Origin of the sequence: Bradyrhizobium sp. SZCCHNR1002, from assembly GCF_032381435.1 — a bacterium.
GTDB classification, from domain to species: Bacteria; Pseudomonadota; Alphaproteobacteria; order Rhizobiales; family Xanthobacteraceae; genus Bradyrhizobium; species Bradyrhizobium aeschynomenes.
The window spans coordinates 357,644-377,754 of sequence record NZ_JAUHIS010000003.1 but is presented as its reverse complement, the minus strand read 5'-3'; the positions used below and the strand labels follow the sequence as shown (position 1 = coordinate 377,754).

Annotated in this window: 18 protein-coding genes; 8 read left to right on the top strand and 10 right to left on the bottom strand. The window is 66.4% G+C overall.

The window, feature by feature from the left end:
* Nucleotides 1-82: 82 nt before the first annotated feature.
* The 3 genes from gshB to rsmI are packed head-to-tail and all read right to left on the bottom strand — an operon-like array spanning nucleotide 83 to nucleotide 2,414.
* Nucleotides 83-1,024 (bottom strand): glutathione synthase, encoded by a 942-nt coding sequence (gshB, locus tag QX108_RS18010; RefSeq protein WP_172113642.1) that lies wholly within the window; start codon nucleotides 1,022-1,024, stop codon nucleotides 83-85.
* Nucleotides 1,025-1,057: 33 nt separating this feature from the next.
* Entirely contained in the window at nucleotides 1,058-1,468 is a 411-nt protein-coding gene (locus QX108_RS18005) for a YraN family protein (protein ID WP_315781013.1), read from the bottom strand.
* On the bottom strand, nucleotides 1,455-2,414 hold the full coding sequence (gene rsmI, locus QX108_RS18000) for a 16S rRNA (cytidine(1402)-2'-O)-methyltransferase (RefSeq protein ID WP_315781011.1): 960 nt from the start codon (nucleotides 2,412-2,414) through the stop codon (nucleotides 1,455-1,457). Before rsmI ends, QX108_RS18005 begins: the two co-directional genes overlap by 14 nt.
* 304 nt (nucleotides 2,415-2,718) lie before the next feature.
* On the opposite strand from rsmI, the gene QX108_RS17995 reads away from it, so the two are divergent.
* Nucleotides 2,719-3,939: a penicillin-binding protein activator gene (locus QX108_RS17995; protein ID WP_315723234.1), complete on the top strand. Its 1,221-nt coding sequence runs from the start codon at nucleotides 2,719-2,721 to the stop codon at nucleotides 3,937-3,939.
* 40 nt (nucleotides 3,940-3,979) lie between these two features.
* On the opposite strand, the gene hemW is transcribed toward QX108_RS17995, so the two are convergent.
* Genes hemW through rph form a run of 3 tightly spaced genes read right to left on the bottom strand, consistent with a single transcriptional unit; the run spans nucleotide 3,980 to nucleotide 6,478 of the window.
* Entirely contained in the window at nucleotides 3,980-5,137 is a 1,158-nt protein-coding gene (gene hemW, locus QX108_RS17990; protein ID WP_315781008.1) for a radical SAM family heme chaperone HemW, read from the bottom strand.
* Nucleotides 5,124-5,768, bottom strand: coding sequence for an RdgB/HAM1 family non-canonical purine NTP pyrophosphatase (gene rdgB, locus QX108_RS17985; RefSeq protein ID WP_315723230.1), 645 nt, complete (start codon nucleotides 5,766-5,768; stop codon nucleotides 5,124-5,126). The genes hemW and rdgB overlap by 14 nt, the downstream gene beginning before the upstream one ends.
* Nucleotides 5,765-6,478 carry a ribonuclease PH gene (rph, locus tag QX108_RS17980; protein ID WP_172113636.1) on the bottom strand — a complete coding sequence of 238 codons (714 nt, stop codon included), beginning with the start codon at nucleotides 6,476-6,478 and terminating at the stop codon, nucleotides 5,765-5,767. The genes rdgB and rph overlap by 4 nt, the downstream gene beginning before the upstream one ends.
* Nucleotides 6,479-6,653: 175 nt before the next feature.
* On the opposite strand from rph, the gene hrcA reads away from it, so the two are divergent.
* The 3 genes from hrcA (at nucleotide 6,654) to QX108_RS17965 (ending at nucleotide 10,202) form a co-directional block, all read left to right on the top strand.
* On the top strand, nucleotides 6,654-7,742 hold the full coding sequence (hrcA, locus tag QX108_RS17975) for a heat-inducible transcriptional repressor HrcA (protein ID WP_172113635.1): 1,089 nt from the start codon (nucleotides 6,654-6,656) through the stop codon (nucleotides 7,740-7,742).
* A 119-nt stretch (nucleotides 7,743-7,861) separates the two neighbouring features.
* A complete protein-coding gene (grpE, locus tag QX108_RS17970) occupies nucleotides 7,862-8,482 on the top strand; it encodes a nucleotide exchange factor GrpE (RefSeq protein ID WP_172113634.1) in 621 nt (206 codons plus the stop codon).
* A gap of 202 nt (nucleotides 8,483-8,684) precedes the next feature.
* Nucleotides 8,685-10,202, top strand: a complete 1,518-nt coding sequence (locus QX108_RS17965; RefSeq protein ID WP_315781005.1) for a hypothetical protein — start codon at nucleotides 8,685-8,687, stop codon at nucleotides 10,200-10,202.
* Here QX108_RS17965 and QX108_RS17960 read toward each other — a convergent pair whose 3' ends face one another.
* Together QX108_RS17960 and QX108_RS17955 are read right to left on the bottom strand one after the other, a co-directional pair.
* Nucleotides 10,203-10,802, bottom strand: a complete 600-nt coding sequence (locus QX108_RS17960) for a class I SAM-dependent methyltransferase (RefSeq protein WP_315781003.1) — start codon at nucleotides 10,800-10,802, stop codon at nucleotides 10,203-10,205.
* On the bottom strand, nucleotides 10,799-11,884 hold the full coding sequence (locus tag QX108_RS17955) for a glycosyltransferase family 2 protein (protein WP_315781001.1): 1,086 nt from the start codon (nucleotides 11,882-11,884) through the stop codon (nucleotides 10,799-10,801). Before QX108_RS17955 ends, QX108_RS17960 begins: the two co-directional genes overlap by 4 nt.
* A 249-nt stretch (nucleotides 11,885-12,133) precedes the next feature.
* Between QX108_RS17955 and QX108_RS17950 the strand changes: the two genes are divergently transcribed.
* On the top strand, nucleotides 12,134-12,829 hold the full coding sequence (locus tag QX108_RS17950; protein WP_315780999.1) for a class I SAM-dependent methyltransferase: 696 nt from the start codon (nucleotides 12,134-12,136) through the stop codon (nucleotides 12,827-12,829).
* 19 nt (nucleotides 12,830-12,848) lie between these two features.
* Here the strand turns inward: QX108_RS17950 and pncA are convergent, their stop codons facing one another.
* Nucleotides 12,849-13,568 carry a bifunctional nicotinamidase/pyrazinamidase gene (gene pncA, locus QX108_RS17945; RefSeq protein WP_315780997.1) on the bottom strand — a complete coding sequence of 240 codons (720 nt, stop codon included), beginning with the start codon at nucleotides 13,566-13,568 and terminating at the stop codon, nucleotides 12,849-12,851.
* 180 nt (nucleotides 13,569-13,748) lie between these two features.
* Here pncA and QX108_RS17940 point away from each other — a divergent pair, with 180 nt between their 5' ends.
* Nucleotides 13,749-15,275 (top strand): hypothetical protein, encoded by a 1,527-nt coding sequence (locus QX108_RS17940; protein ID WP_315780995.1) that lies wholly within the window; start codon nucleotides 13,749-13,751, stop codon nucleotides 15,273-15,275.
* Nucleotides 15,276-15,289: 14 nt separating this feature from the next.
* On the opposite strand, the gene QX108_RS17935 is transcribed toward QX108_RS17940, so the two are convergent.
* Nucleotides 15,290-16,225 (bottom strand): hypothetical protein, encoded by a 936-nt coding sequence (locus tag QX108_RS17935; RefSeq protein WP_315723213.1) that lies wholly within the window; start codon nucleotides 16,223-16,225, stop codon nucleotides 15,290-15,292.
* A gap of 521 nt (nucleotides 16,226-16,746) precedes the next feature.
* Here QX108_RS17935 and dnaK point away from each other — a divergent pair.
* Both dnaK and dnaJ read left to right on the top strand, forming a co-directional pair.
* Nucleotides 16,747-18,642 carry a molecular chaperone DnaK gene (dnaK, locus tag QX108_RS17930; RefSeq protein WP_172113627.1) on the top strand — a complete coding sequence of 632 codons (1,896 nt, stop codon included), beginning with the start codon at nucleotides 16,747-16,749 and terminating at the stop codon, nucleotides 18,640-18,642.
* Nucleotides 18,643-18,784: 142 nt separating this feature from the next.
* Complete coding sequence (dnaJ, locus tag QX108_RS17925) at nucleotides 18,785-19,915, top strand: molecular chaperone DnaJ (RefSeq protein ID WP_315723210.1); 1,131 nt, start codon at nucleotides 18,785-18,787, stop codon at nucleotides 19,913-19,915.
* The last annotated feature ends 196 nt before the right edge of the window (nucleotides 19,916-20,111 follow it).

The following is a 20,111-nucleotide window of genomic DNA, read 5'->3' as shown; positions in this document are numbered from 1 at the left end:
TCGGGCTGACGACGAAACGGGCCGGAGACAGCGCAGGCCGTGATATCCGCGAGCTTATCCCCAGCCATGATGCGTGAGGACATCAGCGCCGCTTGGCCTCGATCACGTCCCACACGCGCGCGGCGATGTCTGGGCCGCCAAGCCGCGAGATCGCGCGGATGCCGGTCGGCGAGGTCACGTTGATCTCGGTGAGATTGCCGTCGATCACGTCGATGCCGACCAGCAGCAGGCCGCGCGCGCGCAGCTCCGGACCCAGCGTGTCGCAGATCTCGCGCTCGCGCGCGCTGAGATCGGTCGCCTGCGCGGCGCCGCCGCGCACCATGTTGGAGCGCAGATCGTCAGCCGCCGGCACGCGGTTGACGGCGCCGGCGAACTCGCCGTCGACCAGGATGATGCGCTTGTCGCCATGTTTCACCTCGGGGAGGAAGCGCTGGATCACCCAGGGCTCCCTGAACGTCACCGAGAACATGTCGAACAGCGAGCCGAAATTCATGTCCTGCGGCATCACGCGGAACACCGCCGCACCGCCATGGCCGTGCAGCGGCTTCATCACCACGGCGCCGTGCTGATCGCGGAAGGCGTTGATCTCGTCGAGATCGCGCGAGATCAAGGTCGGCGGCATCAGCTGCGGAAAGTTCATCACGAACAGCTTTTCCGGCGCATTGCGCACACTGGCGGGGTCATTCACCACCAGCGTCTTCGGATGGATGCGCTCGAGGAAATGCGTCGAGGTGATGTAGGCGAGATCGAACGGCGGATCCTGCCGCAGCAGCACGACGTCGAACGAGGTCAGCGCCGTCGGCTTCGGCTCGCCGAGCGTGAAATGGTCGCCGACCTGGTCGCGCACCGTCAGCGCCTGCACCGGAGCGTACAGCTCCTCGCCCCGCAGCGACAGCTTGTCCGGCGTGTAGTAGCACAGGCCATGGCCGCGCCGCTGTGCTTCGAGCAGCATGGCAAATGTCGAGTCGCCGCGGATGTTGATGCGCGCGATGGGGTCCATCTGGACGGCGACGTTCAGTTTCATGGGCAGGTCCCTGCTCTCTGCGATCAGTTCATGTCAGGTGCTGGCGTCGAAGGCCGCCACCAGATGGCGCGGCAGGCTGCGCGGCGCAACCAGAATCGCGTCGAAGCGCAGCTCCAATTCGGCATGATCGGAATGCGCCATCAGCCAGGCCTGCGCGGCATTGATGATGCGCTGCTGCTGGCGCGGCGTCACCGCATAGGCGGCGTCGTCGAGCGAGGCGCGCGCCTTGACCTCGACGAAGGCGACGAGGTCGCGTTTGCGCGCAATGATGTCGATCTCGCCATGTGGCGTGCGGAAGCGCTTGGCGAGAATTCGATAGCCCTTGGCCATCAGCAGTGCGGCGGCGCGGGCTTCGGCCGAGAGGCCGGTGCGGAAGGCGGCGACGCGCTCCGGCGCGGCGGTCTTGACGGGCTTGTCGGGGGACGCACGCTCAGTCTTCGCCATCGGCCTCTCCCGACCGCGCGTCCTTGGCAAGCTCGAGCGCGCGCGCATAGACCTCGCGGCGTGGCCGGCCCGACAACTCGACGGCATGCATGACCGCGTCCTTGACGCTCGACCGCGGCAGGAGATCCTTGAGCAGCGCGTCCAGCGCATCCTGCGTCAGCACCGCGGCATCGCGCGGCGGCGGCCCGATCACCAGCACGAACTCGCCGCGCGTTTCGAGCTCGTCGGCCTGGGCGGCGAGCGCGCGCACGGGGCCGCGGAGAACTTCCTCATGCAGCTTGGTGAGCTCGCGACAGATCGCGGCCTGCCGCCCCGCCATGACGTCGGCGAGATCGGCGAGCGTTTCCTGCACGCGGCTTCCCGCCTCGAACATCACGAGCGTGGCCTCGACGCGCGCCAGCTCCGCCAGCCGCGTGCGCCGCGCCTGCTGCTTGGCGGGAAGAAAGCCTTCGAAGAAGAACCGGTCGGTCGGCAGCGCCGCGACACTCAGCGCGGCGAGCACCGCGGAGGGGCCCGGCAGGGCCGTGACGCCGTGTCCAGCCTCGCAGGCGGCGCGAACCAGCTTGTAGCCGGGGTCTGAGATCAGCGGCGTGCCGGCGTCCGACACCAGCGCAATGGCCGCGCCCTCGGACAGGCGCTGCAGAATCTTCGGCCTGACCGCTTCGGCATTGTGCTCGTGGTAGGCGGCAAGCTCGGCGCCTAGGCCGTAGCGCTCGGCCAGCCGCCGCGTGATTCGCGTGTCCTCGCAGAAGATGATGTCAGCGCCGGCCAGCGTCTCCAGTGCGCGCAGCGTGATGTCGCCGAGATTGCCGATCGGTGTTGCCACGAGGTACAGGCCCGGCCGCGCCCGCTGCGCCATCACGCGCTGCCCCGCCACCAGATATGTCCATGAGGTGGAAGATTTGCCGTCGTCCGGCGAGATGTTCGGGATTGCCTTGGCGCCCATCGGGGTAATTTAAAGGGCCGGGGCTGGGAATGCCACCGTGGAACAGTGGTTCTATGAATGTGAAGGTCCAACCAGCATGACCGGCCGCGCCGTTCATCAGAGCTTCAAGTTCGAAAATGCACTTCAAAGGGCATTGCTTCGAGCAGGGGATAGGCCGTGCAAAACGTCGATTTGATATTCTGTGTGGCTCTGACAGCCTTTTGTTTTGCTTAACTATTCGTCGACAATATGAGTGAATCAGCACGGCCTGGGGGACGTGCGGTTGGGGAACTTGTGGCCGGTCTCGGCCGAGCGAAGAGATGCCATGGTGGGCCCGCGTCATCCCAGTTCTCACGGTCCGGGACCCCAGGGGGTTGCCCGGCGAACGGCGCTTGGCCTGATCCTCGGCGCGCCGCTGCTGTCGGCATGTTCTAACGTCCAGCAGGGCTTCGGCCAGCTTTCGAACCCATTCGAGCAGCCCACGGCGCCCGCCGGACCGCCGCAGCAGCCGGCGGTGGCCGGTAACGGTCAGGTCAAGGTCGGGCTGATCCTGCCGCTGTCGGCATCGGGCAACGCCGGCGTCGCCGCGCAATCGATGAAGAGCGCGGCCGAGATGGCGCTGGCCGAGTTTCAGAACCCCAACATCCAGCTCCTGATCAAGGACGACGCCGGTAGTCCGCAAGGCGCGCAGCAAAGCGCGCAACAGGCGTGCGACGAAGGCGCGGAGATCATCCTCGGGCCGTTGTTCGCCGGCTCGGTGCCGGCGACCGCGCAGGTGGCGCGGACGCGCAACGTCTCGGTGATCGCCTTCTCGACCGATTCGAGCGTCGCCGGACGGGGCGTCTATCTGCTGAGCTTCCTGCCGGAGTCCGATGCCACCCGCATCGTCGACTATTCCGCGAGCGTGGGAAAACGTTCCTTTGCCGCGCTGCTCCCGGACAATGCCTATGGCACCGTCGTCGAGGGCGCCTTCAAGACGGCCGTCACCCGCCGCGGCGGACGAATCGTGGCGTTCGAGAAATATTCCGGCGACCGCACGATGCCCGCACGGGCCGTGGCGCAGGCGCTCGGCGGCGCCGATGCGCTGCTGCTGGCCGACGACGGCGATTCGGTCGTGGCAACCGCCGATGCGCTCACGGCGGCCGGTGCGAACCTGCGCAACATCCAGCTGCTGGGCACCGGGTTGTGGGACCATCCGCGCGTCTACAACAGCGCCAGCATGCAAGGCGGTGTCTATGCCGCGCCCGATCCTTCGGGCTTCCGTGCCTTCGCCGGCCGCTACCGCACGCGTTTTGGCGGCGATCCCGTGCGCACGGCAACGCTGGCCTATGATGCCGTGGCGCTGGTTGCCGCGCTGGCGCGCACGCAAGGCGCACAACGCTTCGCGCCGGACGTGCTGACCAACTCATCCGGCTTTGCCGGGATCGACGGGCTGTTTCGGTTCCGCAGCGACGGCACCAACGAGCGCGGGCTCGCGGTCATGCGCGTCGGCAGCGGCGGCGCGCAGGCCGTGGCCGGTGCGCCCAAGAGCTTCAGCGCGACCTAGCTTCAGCGCGACGCAAACGAAGACGAGTGCGCCGGCCGCCTCAGGCGGCGAGATCGGCGACGACGGCGTCCAGCACCGGAAAACCCTCCTGCGTGACGCGCAGCCGTCCGTCGGTGTCGACCGCGATCGCGCCCTCCTCGCGCAGCAGCGCGATGCGGCGCGGATCGAGTGCTCGCCCCGAGATCGCGGCATAACGCCGTGGGTCGATGCCTTCGGCGAGCCGGAGCCCCATCAGCAGAAACTCGTCGGCGCGCTCCTCGCGATTGAGCAGGTCGTCCGTCATGACGCCGTGTCCAGTGGATTCGACCCGCATCACCCAGGCCTCGGGCCGCTTGTCGGTCGCGGTGGCGTGCCGGATGCCGTCAATGTCGAGCCGGCCATGGGCGCCGGGACCGATGCCGGCATATTCCTGGCCGCGCCAATAGACGAGATTGTGCCGGCACTCCGCGCCGCGACGGGCATGGTTGGAGATCTCATAGGCCGGCAGGCCGTGACGGGCGCAGATCTCCTGCGTCACGTCGTACAGCGTGCGCGCCAGGCCCTCGTCGGGCGTCTTCAGCTTGCCGGCGGCATGCAGCCCGAAGAACGGCGTGCCCTCCTCGATCGTGAGCTGATACAGCGACAGATGCTCGGCGGCCTCGCCGATCGCGCGCTCCAGCTCCTCGGTCCACATCGCCGGCGTCTGGTCGGGCCGGGCATAGATCAGGTCGAAGGAATAGCGGTCGAACGCGCCGCGCGCGATCGCCACCGCCTGCATCGCTTCCTCCGCCGTGTGCAGACGTCCCAGCATCTTCAGCGAGGCATCGTCCATCGCCTGGACGCCGAGCGAGACGCGGTTGACGCCGGCGGCGCGATAGCCGGCAAAGCGCGTCGCCTCGACGCTGGTCGGATTGGCTTCCAGCGACACCTCGACGTCACCGGCGACGCGCCAGTGCTTGCCGATCGCATCCAGAATCGCGCCGACGGTCTGCGGCTGCATCAGCGACGGCGTGCCGCCGCCGAGGAAGATCGAGGTGACGGTGCGGGGTCCAATGCGGGCGGCGGTGGTCGCGATCTCCTGCGCGAAGGCGCGGGCGAAACGCTCCTGGTCGATGGCGGCGTGGCGGACGTGACTGTTGAAGTCGCAATACGGACATTTCGACAGGCAGAACGGCCAGTGCACATAGACGCCGAACGCTTCGCTGTCAGCGCTGGTCAAGGCAGATCTCCGCGAGCTTCACGAAGGCGCGGGCCCGGTGCGACAGGCCGAGGCCGAGCGGCGGCAATCCGTGCTTCTCGATGCTGGTCATCTCGCCGAAGGTGCGATCGTGCCCGTCGGGCAGGAACATCGGGTCGTAGCCGAAGCCGGCCGTGCCCCGCGGCGGCCAGACCAGGGTGCCGTCGACCCGCGCCTCGACCTCCTCGATGTGGCCGTCAGGCCAGGCGACGCACAGCGCCGAGACGAAATGGGCGCCGCGGCGGTCGGCGCTGACAGCGCCACGCTCCTGCAGCAGCCGCTCGATCCGCGTCATCGCCGCAGTGAAGTCCTTGCCCGGGCCGGCCCAGCGCGCCGAGTAGATGCCCGGCGCGCCGTCGAGCCCATGCACCACGATGCCCGAATCGTCGGCGAAGGCCGGCAGTTGCGCAGCCTCTGCCGCGGCCACCGCCTTGATGCGGGCATTGGCTTCGAACGTCTCGCCGGTCTCGTCGGGCTCGCCGAGCCCGAGCTCGCCGGCCGAAACCGCCTCGATGCCGTAGGGCGCCAGCAGCTCGCGCATCTCGGCGAGCTTGCCGGGATTGTGGGTCGCAATGACGATGCGGCCGGTGAGCTTGCGGTGGCTGCTGCTCACGCGACCGCCATCTTCTGCAAATCGACCAGCCGGGCGACGCCCTTGCGTGCCAGCGCCATCAGCGCCAGGAACTCGGCCTCGGTGAACGGGGTCTTCTCCGCCGTGCCCTGCACCTCGATGATGCGGCCGTCGCCGGTCATGACGAAATTGGCGTCCGTCTCGGCCTCGGAATCCTCGGCATAGTCGAGATCGAGCACCGGCGTGCCGTTGTAGATGCCGCAGGAGATCGCGGCGACGTTGGCGCGCAGCACCTCGGTCTTGATCATGTTGCGCGACTTCATCCAGCGGATGCAGTCGGCCAGCGCGACCCAGGCGCCGGTGATCGAGGCGGTGCGGGTGCCGCCATCGGCCTGCAGCACGTCGCAATCGACCGTGATCTGGCGCTCGCCGAGCGCTTCCAGGTCGATCGCGGTGCGCAGCGAGCGGCCGATCAGGCGCTGGATCTCGACGGTGCGCCCGGTCTGCTTGCCGGCCGAGGCCTCGCGCCGGGTCCGCTCCAGCGTGGCGCGCGGCAACATGCCGTATTCGGCGGTAATCCAGCCGCGCCCCTGGCCCTTGAGCCAGGGCGGCAGCCTGTCCTCGAGCGTGGCGGTGACCAGGACATGGGTGTCGCCGAACTTCACCAGGCAGGAGCCCTCGGCATATTTGACGACGCCGCGTTCCAGGCTCACGGCCCGCAATTCATCCGGTGCACGGCGGCTCGGCCGCATGATTCTCTCCGTAAAAAGGCAGAAGGCCCATCTGATCGGCCTTGTAGGAGCCGGGACCCGCAGCGGCAAGGGCATAATCGGGCGCGAATCAGCGCCGGAGCACCCGCTCAAGATCGGCTTGCCACCGAGCCGCCGCATGGCCAAATTACATGCAGATGGGTGAGGAGGATATCTGGTGGCCCACCACGATCCGATCAACCTGATGACACCGCCCGCGGGGCTCGCGCAGCTCAATGAGCGGTCGCGCGAGATCTTTCGCCAGATCGTCGAGAGCTACCTCGCGACCGGCGAGCCCGTCGGCTCGCGCAACATTTCGCGGCTGATCGCGGTTCCCTTGTCGCCGGCCTCCGTGCGCAACGTGATGGCCGATCTGGAGCAGCTCGGCCTGATCTATGCGCCGCATACCTCGGCCGGCCGGCTGCCGACCGAGGCGGGCTTGCGCTTCTTCGTCGACGCCCTGATGCAGGTCGGCGACATGACCGAGGCCGAGCGGCAGGCGATCCAGAGCCAGCTTGCCTCCGTCGGCCGCGCCCAGTCCGTGGAAGCGGCGCTGGACGAGGCGTTGACACGGCTCTCCGGTCTGACCCGTGCCGCCGCCGTGGTTCTCACCGCCAAGTCCAACACGCGGCTGAAGCACATCGAATTCGTCCGCCTGGAGCCGGAGCGCGCGCTGGTCGTGCTGGTCGGCGAGGACGGTCAGGTCGAAAACCGCGTGCTGACGCTGCCGCCCGGCGTGCCGTCCTCGGCGCTCACCGAGGCCGCCAATTTCCTCAATTCGCGGATTCGCGGACGGACCCTGGCGGAAGCCCGGCTCGAGCTCGAGACGGCACTGGCGCGCGACCGGGCCGAGCTCGATCAGCTGACGCAGAAGGTGATCGCCGCAGGAGTCGCCAGCTGGTCGGGCGGTGACAGCGACGACCGTCAGCTCATCGTGCGTGGTCACGCCAATCTGCTCGAGGATCTGCATGCACTCGAAGATCTCGAACGCGTCCGCCGGTTGTTCGACGATCTCGAGACCAAGCGCGGCGTCGTCGATCTGCTCGGGCGTGCGGAGAGCGCGGAAGGTGTTCGCATCTTCATCGGCTCGGAGAACAAGCTGTTCTCGCTGTCCGGCTCGTCGACGATCGTCTCGCCTTATTCGGACGCCACCGGACGCATCGTCGGCGTGCTCGGCGTCATCGGCCCGACCCGCCTGAACTATGCCCGCGTGATTCCGACCGTCGATTACGCGGCACGTCTGGTCAGCCGTCTGTTGGGCGGCTGACATTCGACATGGTTAACCCGCAAAGGGCGCCGCCGTCAGGCCGTGCTTGATTTTCCACGCCCAAAGCACGATATCCCGCCCATATCACAAACCCGTCAGCCGAACTTGCGAGTCTGTCAATGACCGATCCCGACCTGCACAAGAACGATCCGGAAAACCCGGCGCAGGCCAGCGAACCCGTGGTCTCCAAACCTTACATCATGCCTGACGACCCCGAGACCGGCTCAGCGGAGGCTCTCGCCAAGGAGGCCGCCGAAGCACGCGACAGGATGCTGCGCACGCTGGCCGAGATGGAGAACCTGCGCAAGCGGACCGCCCGCGAGGTCGCCGACGCGCGGATGTACGGCATCACCGGCTTCGCGCGCGACGTGCTCGACATCGCCGACAATCTGCAGCGCGCGCTCGATGCCGTGCCGGCGGAAACGCGGGACAATGCCGATCCCGGCCTGAAGTCGCTGATCGAGGGCGTCGAGCTCACCGAGCGCTCGCTGCTCAATACGCTGGAGAAGAACGGCGTCAAGAAGTTCGATCCGACGGGGCAGAAGTTCGATCCCAACTTCCAGCAGGCGATGTACGAGGTCCCGGATGCGTCGGTGCCGTCGGGCACCGTGGTGCAAGTCGTCCAGGCCGGCTTCATGATCGGCGAGCGCGTGCTGCGCCCGGCGCTGGTCGGCGTGTCCAAGGGCGGCGCCAAGGCGGCGCCGGCGGCCGGCAACGACCAGTCGAACAGCGCGGCCTGACGCGGCCGCTGCTGCGGTTTTGACGTCCAGCTTCATTTGAAGACGAGAGGCGCCGATCCGGAATCGGATGCGGCGCCTCAATGCCGTCTGACTTGGCATGTGTCGGCGTTGCCGCCCCCACCAGACAGATCCCCGGCACCGGCAAATTGCGCCTTAACCAACCTCCGCTAGCGTCAGGCCGACTCTCGCAGAGGATCGTTCCATGAGCTCCCAGTTCGAAGCTGTGACGCGCCAGTCGCTGGCTCCGCCGGCGCGTGAGCGGCTGGCCATGACGCCGTGGCTGATGATCGGCGCCGTGTTCATCATCGCCATCCTGCTGCGCCAGGTCGTTCCGTTGAATACCGACGTCAGCTGGCTGTTGGTGGTCGGCGAGCGCATGCTGGACGGCCAGAAGCTTTATCGCGACATCATCGAGATCAATCCGCCGATGGCGGCGTTCGCCTATCTGCCGGGCGTCGCGCTGGGGCGCCTGCTGCATGTCGATCCGCGTCATGTCATCGACGCGCAGCTGCTGTTGCTGGCGGCCGGCTCGCTCTACGTCACCTCACGCATCATCCGGCTGTCGCAATCATCGGCAGCCCTGAGCTGGGGTCCGTTCGCGATCTGGGCTGCGGCCGTCCTGACGATCCTGCCGATGCACGTGTTCGGCCAGCGTGAGCATATCGCCACGCTCACCTTCCTGCCGGGGCTCGCGGTGTATGCGTTGCGCAGCGAGCGCGAGCCCGTGCCGGCCTGGGCGGTCATCGTTGCCGGAATCGGGGTCGGTATCACGCTCGCCTTCAAACCATTCTTCACGTTCCCCGCCCTGTTCTGCATTCTGGCGGGTGTCGTCCGTTCCCGCGCATGGCTTCAGACGTTCGCCCCCGAGAACATCATCGCCGGCATGATCGTGTCGGCCGTCAGTCTCGGCACCTACCTGCTTTATCCCGAGTACTTCACCGTCACCTATCCGCTGGTGCGCGACACCTATCTGTCGTGGTCGATGTCGCCGTCCGTCATCTTCCTGAACATGGCGACGCTTCTCCTCGTCGTCGCGCTCGCGACCGTCGCGTTGACGCGACGGAGCGGCAGGCTCGATGGGCCGTTGCTCGCCTTGATTCTTGCCTCCCTCGGATTTGCGATCTCGTTCTTTCTGCAGCGCCGCGGCTGGCCGTATCATTCTTATCCGATGGTCGCGGTCGCCATGCTCACGATGGGCTACGCCGTGCTGACGGACACTGACGCCACCTCGCAGCCGCGCCGCTTCGGCGCAGCGACGGCCGTGATTCTGATCGCGGCCTTTGCCCTCGGCCTGCAATGGTTCAACACGAGAATTGGCGTCGGTCCACTGCCGGAGGCTTTGGCCAAGCTCAAGCCGCATCCGCGCCTGCTGGTGCTGAGCGGCGAGGCGGCGATCGGTCATCCGCTGGTGCGGGACATCGGCGGCGTCTGGGTGTCGCGTCAGGAGAATCTGTGGATTCGCGAGTTCGTCCGGCTGACGCGCGAGCGGACGTCGGTGGACGCGGCGACCGACGCCCGGCTCAACGCGTATCTGGCGCTGGAGCGAAACTGGCTGGTCGAGGACTTCAGGAACGGCAATCCCGACCTGGTGCTGGTCGACAATCTCAGGGGCGGCTGGGGTGATTGGACGCGCGCCGATGCCGAACTGTCAGAGCTGCTCAAGTCGTATCGGCTGGTCGGAACGGTCGAGGGTGTCGACATCCTCGAACGGGCGGAGTGATTATTTCTGCGCGACGCCGATTGCGAAGGTGTAGGGCACGCGCGAGTAGTTGTCCCTGATCTCGAGTTTCACGCGGGCGAAGGCGCTGCGCAGCAGGTCGTAATAGCCGTCACGATCGCGGACGAAGTGACCGCGATCGTTGTCGAGCAGCCATTTCGCGATCCGCGATTGTCCGTCGCGATAGCAGCCGTCGAGCGTGAACAGCACGCCATCGGCGGCGAGGACGTCGCGGATGTTGGCGAGCGTTGTCTTCAACTCGTCATCGGCGATGTGATGCAGCACGCCGTTCATCATCACGACATCGGCGCCGGCAAACTCCAGGGCCGCGGCCGCATCGAAATGCCGGCAATGGAACGTGCCGAGATGGCCGAAGGACCGCCGCGCATGCGCGATATAGGCCTCGTCGACGTCGAAGCCCGTATAGTCGATTCCGTCGGGAAGATGACGCAGGATGTAGCCGGGGCCGCAGCCGATATCGATGACGCGCATGCCCGGACGCAGGGTCAGATAGTCCCGGATCGCCTTCAGCCGCGCGCCGAAGAAGCCGCCGGCGTTCTGATAGGCCTGGTACAGCGCCGGATGCTTCAATAGCTCCTTCACGAGGAGGCCTCGTCATAGACCGAGCGGCGCAGCTCCGGCCCGGAATGCGCCAGCAAGGTGTTGAGCGGCGGGCTCTCGATCGTCTCCAGCGAATCGGTCGACAGCTGTGGCACGCGGCCGCGCCGATGAATCCGCGAGATCAGGAACAGCGGCCTGTTCTTGGACTGGATGTAGATCCGCCCGACATATTCGCCGATGAGGCCGAGCACCAGCAGCTGCACCGAGGAGATCATGACGACGAGCAGAGTCAAGCTGGTCCAACCGGGCACAGTGCCTGAGAAGATCCAGCTGATGATTGCGGCAATGCCGACGAAGGTCAGCCCGGTCGTCAGCAGCGCGCCGACATAGGTGGCGATCCGCAACGGCACCATCGAGAAGCTGACCAGCGCGTCGGCGGCGAAGCTGATCATCTTCAGCAGTGGATATTTGGTGCTGCCGGCGAAGCGCGGCTTGCGGTCATATTCGTAGGCCACCTGCTTGTAGCCGAGCCAGGCCACCATGCCGCGGATGAAGCGATCGTGCTCCGGCATCTGCACGAGCTGGTCCGAGATGCGCCGGCTCATCAGCCGGAAATCGCCGGTGTCGACGGGAATGTGGACGCGGGTGATCTTCGCGAGCAGGCGGTAGAAGGCCTCGGCCGACCATTTCTTGAAGCGGGTCTCGCCGGCGCGGCTGCGGCGCTGGCCATAGACGACGTCGGCGCCTTCGCGCGCCATCATCTCGTACATCGGCGTCAGCAGCTCGGGCGGATCCTGCAGGTCGGCGTCGATCACCAGCACCAGGTCGCCGCGCACGGTGGAGAGCCCTGCGGTCAGCGCCAATTGGTGGCCGTGGTTGCGCGCCAGCTTGACGGCGACGACGTTGCGATCCTCGGCGAGCAGCGCGTTGATCACCTGCCAGGTCTTGTCGGTGGAGCCGTCGTCGACCAGGATCAGTTCGAACCGGTTGCCGCACAGCGCCCGCGCGGCCGCGGTCATCTGGCGGTGAAACTCGCGCAGGCCCTCCTCCTCGTTGTAGCAGGGCACAACGATCGAGACGAACATCTTGCCGGGGCGCGGCATCTCGTCCTGCGCGTCTGACAAATTTGAGGGCCTCATATTACCGGAAAGGACAGCTTGGCGGCATGTCGCGATCGTTGATGACGACGCGTTAATTGTTCACGAAATTAGCTAGCAGCGCGCGCAATCTACGTAGTACTTCGGAGTAGGCGCGATCTATTGATCCGCGCAATGGCAGCCTGGAGTTAAACATTGCCGGCTATACAGGACAGGACGGTATTGGGCTGGCGCCTGCCTTCTTCGAGCACCGCTTCAGACGCAGCAGTGTGGACGATGGACAAAGCTGAATTCGACCGCTTCGCTGACGCCTATGACCAACAGCATCGTGCGAATATCGCGATCACTGGCGAGGATCCGGCGTATTTCGCCGAATACAAGATCAGGCTGCTCGAGCAGATCACCGATCGCGATCGGCTGCAGGTGTCGCAGATCTGCGATTTCGGCGCAGGCATCGGCAATTCGATTCCGTTCTTCCGGCGGTACTTTCCAGAGGCGACGCTGATCTCGTCGGACGTTTCGGAGCGAAGCCTCGCGCTCGCGCGGCAGCGTCATCCCGGCAGCGGCGAAACCCTGCTGATCGAGAACGACCGCATCCCCTGCGAGTCCGATCGTTTCGACGTGGTGTTCTCGGCCTGCGTGTTCCACCACATCCCTCACGAGGAGCACGTGGCCTGGCTGCGCGAGCTGCACCGGATCACGCGTCCGGGGGGCCTGATCGCGGTGTTCGAGCACAATCCGCTTAATCCGCTGACGGTCCACGCCGTCAACACCTGCCCGTTCGACGAGAACGCCAAGCTGATCTTCGCGCGCCAGCTGTCGAGATCGTTGCAGGCCGCGGGCTGGAGCTCGCCGCAGATCCAGTACAGCCTGTTTTTCCCGCGGGCGCTGGCGCGGCTGCGGCCGCTCGAGGACATGCTCGGCTGGCTGCCGCTCGGGGCTCAATACGCCGCGCTGGCGCGCAAATCCTGATCTCCAGCGCTGCTGCCGTTCATGCAGCAATGTCCCCGGAGGTGATCCGCTTCACACCGGCCGCCGTCATGTCGGTCCAGGCCTTGGCCAGCGAGCCCTGGGTGTCGATGCCACGGCAGGCGTCCTCGATCACGTAGGTGTCGAGCCCCGCCTTGCGCGCGTCGAGCGCGGTCCAGGCGACGCAGAAATCGGTCGCCAGTCCGGCCACGAACACTTTGCTGATGCCGCGCGCCTTGAGATAGGCCGCGAGCCCCGTGCTGGTCTTCCCGTCCGCCTCGGTGAACGCCGAGTAGCTGTCGACGTCCTTGTGGAAGCCCTTGCGCAGAATCAGCTCGGCCTGCGGGATCGCGAGATCCTTGGACAGCGCCGCGCCGTCGGTGCCCTGCACGCAATGATCCGGCCACAGCACCTGCTTGCCATAGGCCAGGTCGATCAGCTCGAACGGCTTCTTGCCGGGGTGGCTGGAGGCGAACGAGACATGCGCCGGCGTGTGCCAGTCCTGCGTCAGCACCACATGGCTGAACGCCTTCGCGATCCTGTTGACGACGGGCACGACCTGCTCGCCGTCTTTCACCGCGAGGCTGCCGCCCGGAAGGAAGCAGTTCTGCACGTCGATCACGAGCAGCGCCGAGGTGTCGTCGGGCTTGATCGACGCGGCTGCGCCAGCCTGCCCGGCGATCGACGCTGCAAAGGCCGAGCTGCCGAGCAGCCGGAGAATCTGCCGTCGGTTCATTCTCATCCTCCCGGGGTCGAGGCAGCTCGAACGGACGTGTCGATCGGGCCTGCCGGATCTCTTCCGCCGCCGCAGGCAACCGCACTGCGTTACCAATCTTAAACCCAAGATTGTCACGAGTGAAAGCAGCAATTCGTTAAAGGTGCATGGGTATGGTCCGTAAATCTACGGGTGGGGACCGGTACCATGACCACGAATCTCGATGCGGACGGCGGTCAACTGCAGCCGCTGCGCAACGCCACGCTGCGATGGCCGGCGTTGCCGGTCTGGGTACCCCTGTTGCTGCTGTTCGCTGCCGGCATCCTGATGCGGCATCTGGTGGCCGCGAACACGGATGTGAGTTGGCTGCTGATCGCAGGCGAGCGCTGGCTCGACGGCCAGCGGCTGTATTCGGAGATCATGGAGACCAATCCGCCGATGGCGGTGCTGGTCTATGTCCCGGCGATCCTGATCGCGCGTGGCATTGGCGTGCCCGCGGAGCTGGTGCTCGACGTCCTGCTGTTCGTGGCCATCGCGTCGTCGCTCGCCGTGAGCATGCTCATCCTGCGCGACTCCGCGGCGCTGGCGCCCCGCCAGCGATGGCCGCTGGCGCTGATTACGCTCGCCGTTCTTGCCGTGCTGCCCGCCCAGTGCTTCGGGCAGCGCGAGCATATCGCGGTGATCGAGCTCGTGCCGGCGCTTGCGGTGCTGGCGCTGCGGATCAACCGCGAGACGCCGCCGCTCTGGGCGAGCGCGATTGCCGGCATCGGGCTGGGACTGGCGCTCTGCTTCAAGCCGCATTTCGCGCTGGCCATGCTGTGCGTGCTCGGCGTCGTGGCGGTGCATCTGAGGTCGGCGCGCCTGCTGCTCGCCCCGGAGAACCTCATCGCGGCGCTGCTGGTGTCGGTCTACAGCCTCTGCACCGTGCTGCTGTTTCCGGAATTCTTCAGCGACATGTGGCCGGTTCTCCGCGACGTCTATTCGATCGGCCTGCCGCTACCGACCATGATTGCGAAGCCGGCCATCCTGCTCTATGCGCTCACCCTGGTCGCGACGCTGCTGCTGAAGCGCAGCAGCGGCGTGACGCCGACCCTGATGTTGCTGCTGAGCGCCTCGGCCGCGTTCCTTATGGTCTATCTTCTGCAGCGCAAGGGCTGGCCCTACCATTCCTATCCGATGCTGGCCTTTGCCTTGCTCGGCTTCTTCTACGCCGTCACCGCCGCCCCTTCGGTCCAAGCGGGCGCCCCGGCGCGGCGGGGCCTGGCGACATGGGTGGTCGGCGCAGCGCTGCTGGTGCCGGCGCTGGTCTGGTTCAACCGCGCCCTCGACGCGCGCTTTCTGCAGCCGGCGATCGCCCGTCTCGGCATCGCGCATCCGACCATCATGGTGGTGTCGGGCGATCCCGGCATTCCCCATCCGCTGACGCGCGCCGTCGGCGGCGTATGGGCCTCGCGCGAGCAGTGCCTGCTGGCGTCGAGCTATGAGGAATTCGCCCGGGACAGCGGAGCCGACGCGCACGTGCTGGCGCGGCTCGATCCGTACACGGAACGGGAACGCCGCTGGCTCGCCGACGATATCAGGCGCTCGCGGCCGTCGATCGTCCTGGTCGACAATCTGACCGGCGATTGGGGCCAATGGCTTCACGCCAGCCCCGAGCTCGATCGCCTGATGCGGAGCTATCGCCGCACCGAGACGGTGCAGGACATCGACATCTATGTCCGCGAGCCTGAGTGAACCTCGGCCGTGGGCTAGCCCCTTGGCTGGATCCCGTCCCGGACCGCGCGGAAGCGCGGGAAGGCCGCCGACCACTGGTCGCGCGGCGCGCTGCCGATGATCCGCAGCGTGTTCGGGCCGCCGAAGCGCAACCACTGCACGACGGTGACCGGCGTATTGTCCTTGCCGCTGGTGGCGTCGATCCGCGTCTCATAGGCCGGCAGGCCGTCGATGCGGATCGGCTCGGACATCGTGATGCGGGCATCGCGCACGCCGGGAATGGTCGTCACCGCCTGCTGCGCCACGCGCGCCCGGTCGCCCGCCTCGGGCGCCACGCCGGCGATCAGCCCGATCACCACGAACGGGGCCGCCTCGAATCCCTTGTCCTCGTCGCCGTCCGCCAGGATCAGCGCGCCCGGTCCCAGGGTGCGGACGGTCTTGAAATTGGAGAGCTCGGTGACCTTGAAGGGCATGATCGACAACTGCTCGTCGATCGGCACGTCCTTGCGGACCACCGCGGAGGCGAACATCTGGCGCACGGCGTCGTCGGTGTAGATCTTGCTAGCGGTCTCCGGAATCTGCACGGCCACATAGCCGGAGAAGCCGGTGCCGGGTAGGATCATGGAGTAGCGCCGCACGGGGGTGGCGCCGTCACGGCCGTTCTCCACGGTGTAGTAGGCGGTGCCCGCTGATGTCTCGATGCTTTCCGGCTTGATGCCGCCGGTGCCGGCCGGATTGGCGGTGAACGCATTCTTGACCTCGCCATAGGCCCCGGCCGGCAATTCGGTCAGCAGGACCTTGACGCTCTGATCCTCGGTCTCGAAGCCGGAGAAGGTCTTGGCTTTGCTGAGCCCGACCAGCGGTGCGAGCCCGATGCGGACGCCGGGCGGGAAAATGGCATCCGCCGCCAGCGCCGGTCGCAGCAGGGAGATCGAGACCAGCGCCGCGGCGAGAAGTCGGGAGAACATCATGAGGAAGCTGCCTCGTTTCACAAACCAGTTCGACGGCCGTGATCGTCCCCGCGGTGGCCGTCCTCGGATGGGTGCCTTGTAGCGGGTTTACCGCGGCCGCAACAGGTCGATGGGTGCGACCAGAAGTTCCGCCGGCAGGGACGCGTTCAGGTTCTTGGCCACGGAGCTTTATGGTTTCGCTAAGCATGATCGAGGTTGCCGGCCGTGCCCGAATGAGGGCGACTTTGCGGCCCGAGGGAGCGCTGATGGCGGGTCGGGCGCAGTCACGGAGCCGGCGCTCTGTCCGCAACGCGCGCGACGCCGGGCGGGCACTCCGCCTCCCCGTCGGGGCTTTCACGGAGCGCCGAAAAATCCGCGGCTTTTCCGCGCTCGCGGGTCTCCTCCGGTCCTTGCGGGTGCCTCCCCCCCTCCTATATGACGCTCATCGTCGCAATATCGCGAGCATTTGATCTGAGGGGGTTTTGGATGGGGGCGCCGTCAGGGCCCCACCCAACCTGCCGCAAAAAGAAGGATATGAGACCATGGGAAAGGTCATCGGGATCGATCTCGGCACCACGAATTCGTGCGTGGCCGTCATGGACGGCAAATCGTCGAAAGTCATCGAGAACGCCGAGGGCATGCGGACCACGCCGTCGATCGTCGCCTTCAGTGACGATGGCGAGCGTCTGGTCGGTCAGCCGGCCAAGCGCCAGGCGGTGACCAACCCCGAGCGGACCTTCTTCGCAGTGAAGCGCCTGATCGGCCGCCGCTACGACGACCCGATGGTCGAGAAGGACAAGAAGCTCGTCCCCTACAAGATCGTCAAGGCCGGCAACGGCGACGCCTGGGTCGAGGCCGACGGCAAGACCTATTCGCCCTCGCAGGTCTCCGCCTTCATCCTGCAGAAGATGAAGGAGACCGCGGAGGCCCATCTCGGCCAGAAGGTCGACCAGGCGGTCATCACCGTCCCCGCTTATTTCAACGACGCCCAGCGTCAGGCCACCAAGGACGCCGGCAAGATCGCCGGTCTCGAGGTGCTGCGCATCATCAATGAGCCGACTGCGGCTGCCCTCGCCTACGGCCTCGACAAGACCAAGGCCGGCACCATCGCCGTGTACGACCTCGGCGGCGGCACCTTCGACGTCTCGATCCTGGAGATCGGCGACGGCGTGTTCGAGGTGAAGTCGACCAACGGCGACACCTTCCTCGGCGGCGAAGACTTCGACATGCGTCTGGTCAGCTACCTCGCCGACGAATTCCAGAAGGAGCAGGGCATCAACCTGCGCAACGACAAGCTCGCTCTGCAGCGCCTCAAGGAAGCTGCCGAGAAGGCCAAGATCGAGCTGTCGTCGACCACGCAGACCGAGATCAACCTGCCCTTCATCACCGCGGACCAGTCCGGTCCGAAGCATCTGACGATGAAGCTGACCCGCGCCAAGTTCGAGGCGCTGGTGGCCGACCTCGTCGAGAAGACCATCGAGCCGTGCCGCAAGGCGCTGAAGGATGCCGGCCTGACCGCCGGCGAGATCGGCGAAGTGGTGCTGGTCGGCGGCATGACCCGCATGCCGAAGATCCAGGAGATGGTGAAGCAGTTCTTCGGCAAGGAGCCGCACAAGGGCGTCAACCCCGACGAGGTGGTGGCGATCGGTGCTGCGATTCAGGCCGGCGTGCTGCAGGGCGACGTCAAGGACGTGCTGCTGCTCGACGTGACCCCGCTCTCGCTGGGCATCGAGACGCTGGGCGGCGTGTTCACCCGCATCATCGACCGCAACACCACGATCCCGACCAAGAAGAGCCAGGTGTTCTCGACCGCCGAGGACAATCAGAACGCGGTCACCATCCGGGTCTTCCAGGGTGAGCGCGAAATGGCGGCCGACAACAAGATGCTCGGCCAGTTCGACCTGATGGGCATTCCGCCGTCGCCGCGCGGCATGCCGCAGATCGAGGTGACGTTCGACATCGACGCCAACGGCATCGTCAACGTCTCGGCCAAGGACAAGGCGACCGGCAAGGAGCAGCAGATCCGCATCCAGGCCTCGGGTGGCCTGTCGGAAGCCGACATCGACAAGATGGTCAAGGACGCCGAGGCCAATGCCGCCGCGGACAAGAAGCGCCGCGAGGCGGTCGACGCCAAGAACCATGCCGACGCGCTGGTGCATTCCACCGAGAAGGCGCTGGCCGAGCATGGCTCGAAGGTCGCCGAGAGCGAGCGCCGCGCCATCGAAGACGCCGTCAGCGATCTGAAGGAAGCGCTGAAGGGCGACGACGCCGAGGCGATCAAGGCCAAGACCAACACCCTGGCCCAGGCGTCGATGAAGCTCGGCGAGGCCATGTACAAGCAGCAGGCCGAGAGCGACGCGGCCCGCGATGCTGCCAAGGATGACGTCGTCGACGCGGAGTTCACCGAGGTCGACGACGACAAGAAGAAATCTGCTTAAACGACGGTAGAGGCTGATAGCCATGACCCCCATGCCAAAGAGCGCAGCCAGCGTCTCGTTGGATGGGGGTCATTTTCATTGAACCGGCGCGCGGATGCGCGCGAGCCGTTCAGGTCTGACGATGTTCGGGCGGGTTTGATTGATGTCCACCAAGCGCTGCTATTACGAGACCCTGGAAGTCGAACGCGATGCCGACGAGGGCAAGCTGAAGACGGCGTTCCGCAAGCTCGCCATGAAATGGCACCCGGACAAGAATCCGGGCGATGCCTCCAGTGAGGTGAAGTTCAAGGAGATCAACGAGGCCTATGAGGTGCTGCGCGACGCCGACAAGCGCGCCGCCTATGACCGCTATGGCCACGCCGCGTTCGAGCAGGGCGCGGGCGGCGGTCCGCATGGCTTCGGCGCCGGCTTCGCGTCGTCGTTCTCCGACATCTTCGAGGACCTGTTCGGCATGGCCGGACAGCGGCGCGGCGGCACCGGCCGCGAGCGCGGCGCGGACCTGCGCTACAACATGGAGATCACGCTGGAGGAGGCGTTCCTCGGCAAGACCGCGCAGATCGAGATTCCGGTCTCGGTCACCTGCGACTCCTGCTCGGGCACCGGCGCCAAGGCCGGCACCAAGCCGAAGACCTGCGCGATGTGCGGCGGCGCCGGCCGCGTCCGCCAGGCGCAGGGCTTCTTCACCCTGGAGCGCACCTGTCCGGGCTGCCACGGCCGCGGCCAGATGATCGAGGATCCCTGCCCGTCATGCTCCGGCTCCGGCCGCGTCACGCGCGACCGTACGCTGTCGGTCAACATTCCCCAGGGCGTCGAGGACGGCACCCGCATCCGTCTTGCCGGCGAGGGCGAGGCGGGCCTGCGCGGCGGGCCGCCCGGCGACCTCTACATCTTCCTGTCGCTGTCTCAGCACGAGTTCTTCCAGCGCGACGGCGCCGACCTGCATTGCCGCGTGCCGATCTCGATGGTGACGGCCGCGCTGGGCGGCGAGTTCGAGGTGCCGACCATCGACAACGGCAAGACCAAGGTGAAGATTCCCGCTGGCGCCCAGTCCGGCCGCCGCTTCCGGATCGCCGCCAAGGGCATGCCGGTGCTGCGCTCGCGCCAGACCGGCGACATGTATGTCCAGGTCGTCGTCGAGACGCCGCAGAACCTGACGAAGAAGCAGCAGGAGCTGCTGGCCGAGTTCGAGAAGCTGTCGTCCGGTGCCACCCAGCCGGAAGCCGCCGGCTTCTTTACCAAGGTCAAGGATTTCTTCGGCAAGGCGGCGAGCTGAGCCTGAGCGCGGCGGTCGGCCGGGATGTTGCCGAATGATCTCAGTCGCGGGATTTCACGGCGTCTGCTGCTCTGCACAGCAAAAAAAGACCAGATGCATCCGCAAGACTGCGGACCCAGCAGCCTTAATCGTGAGTTACGGTTCGGCTTGACCGCCCCGCCTGCGACCTATACGTCTTTGTGACTCTTTTCTGACA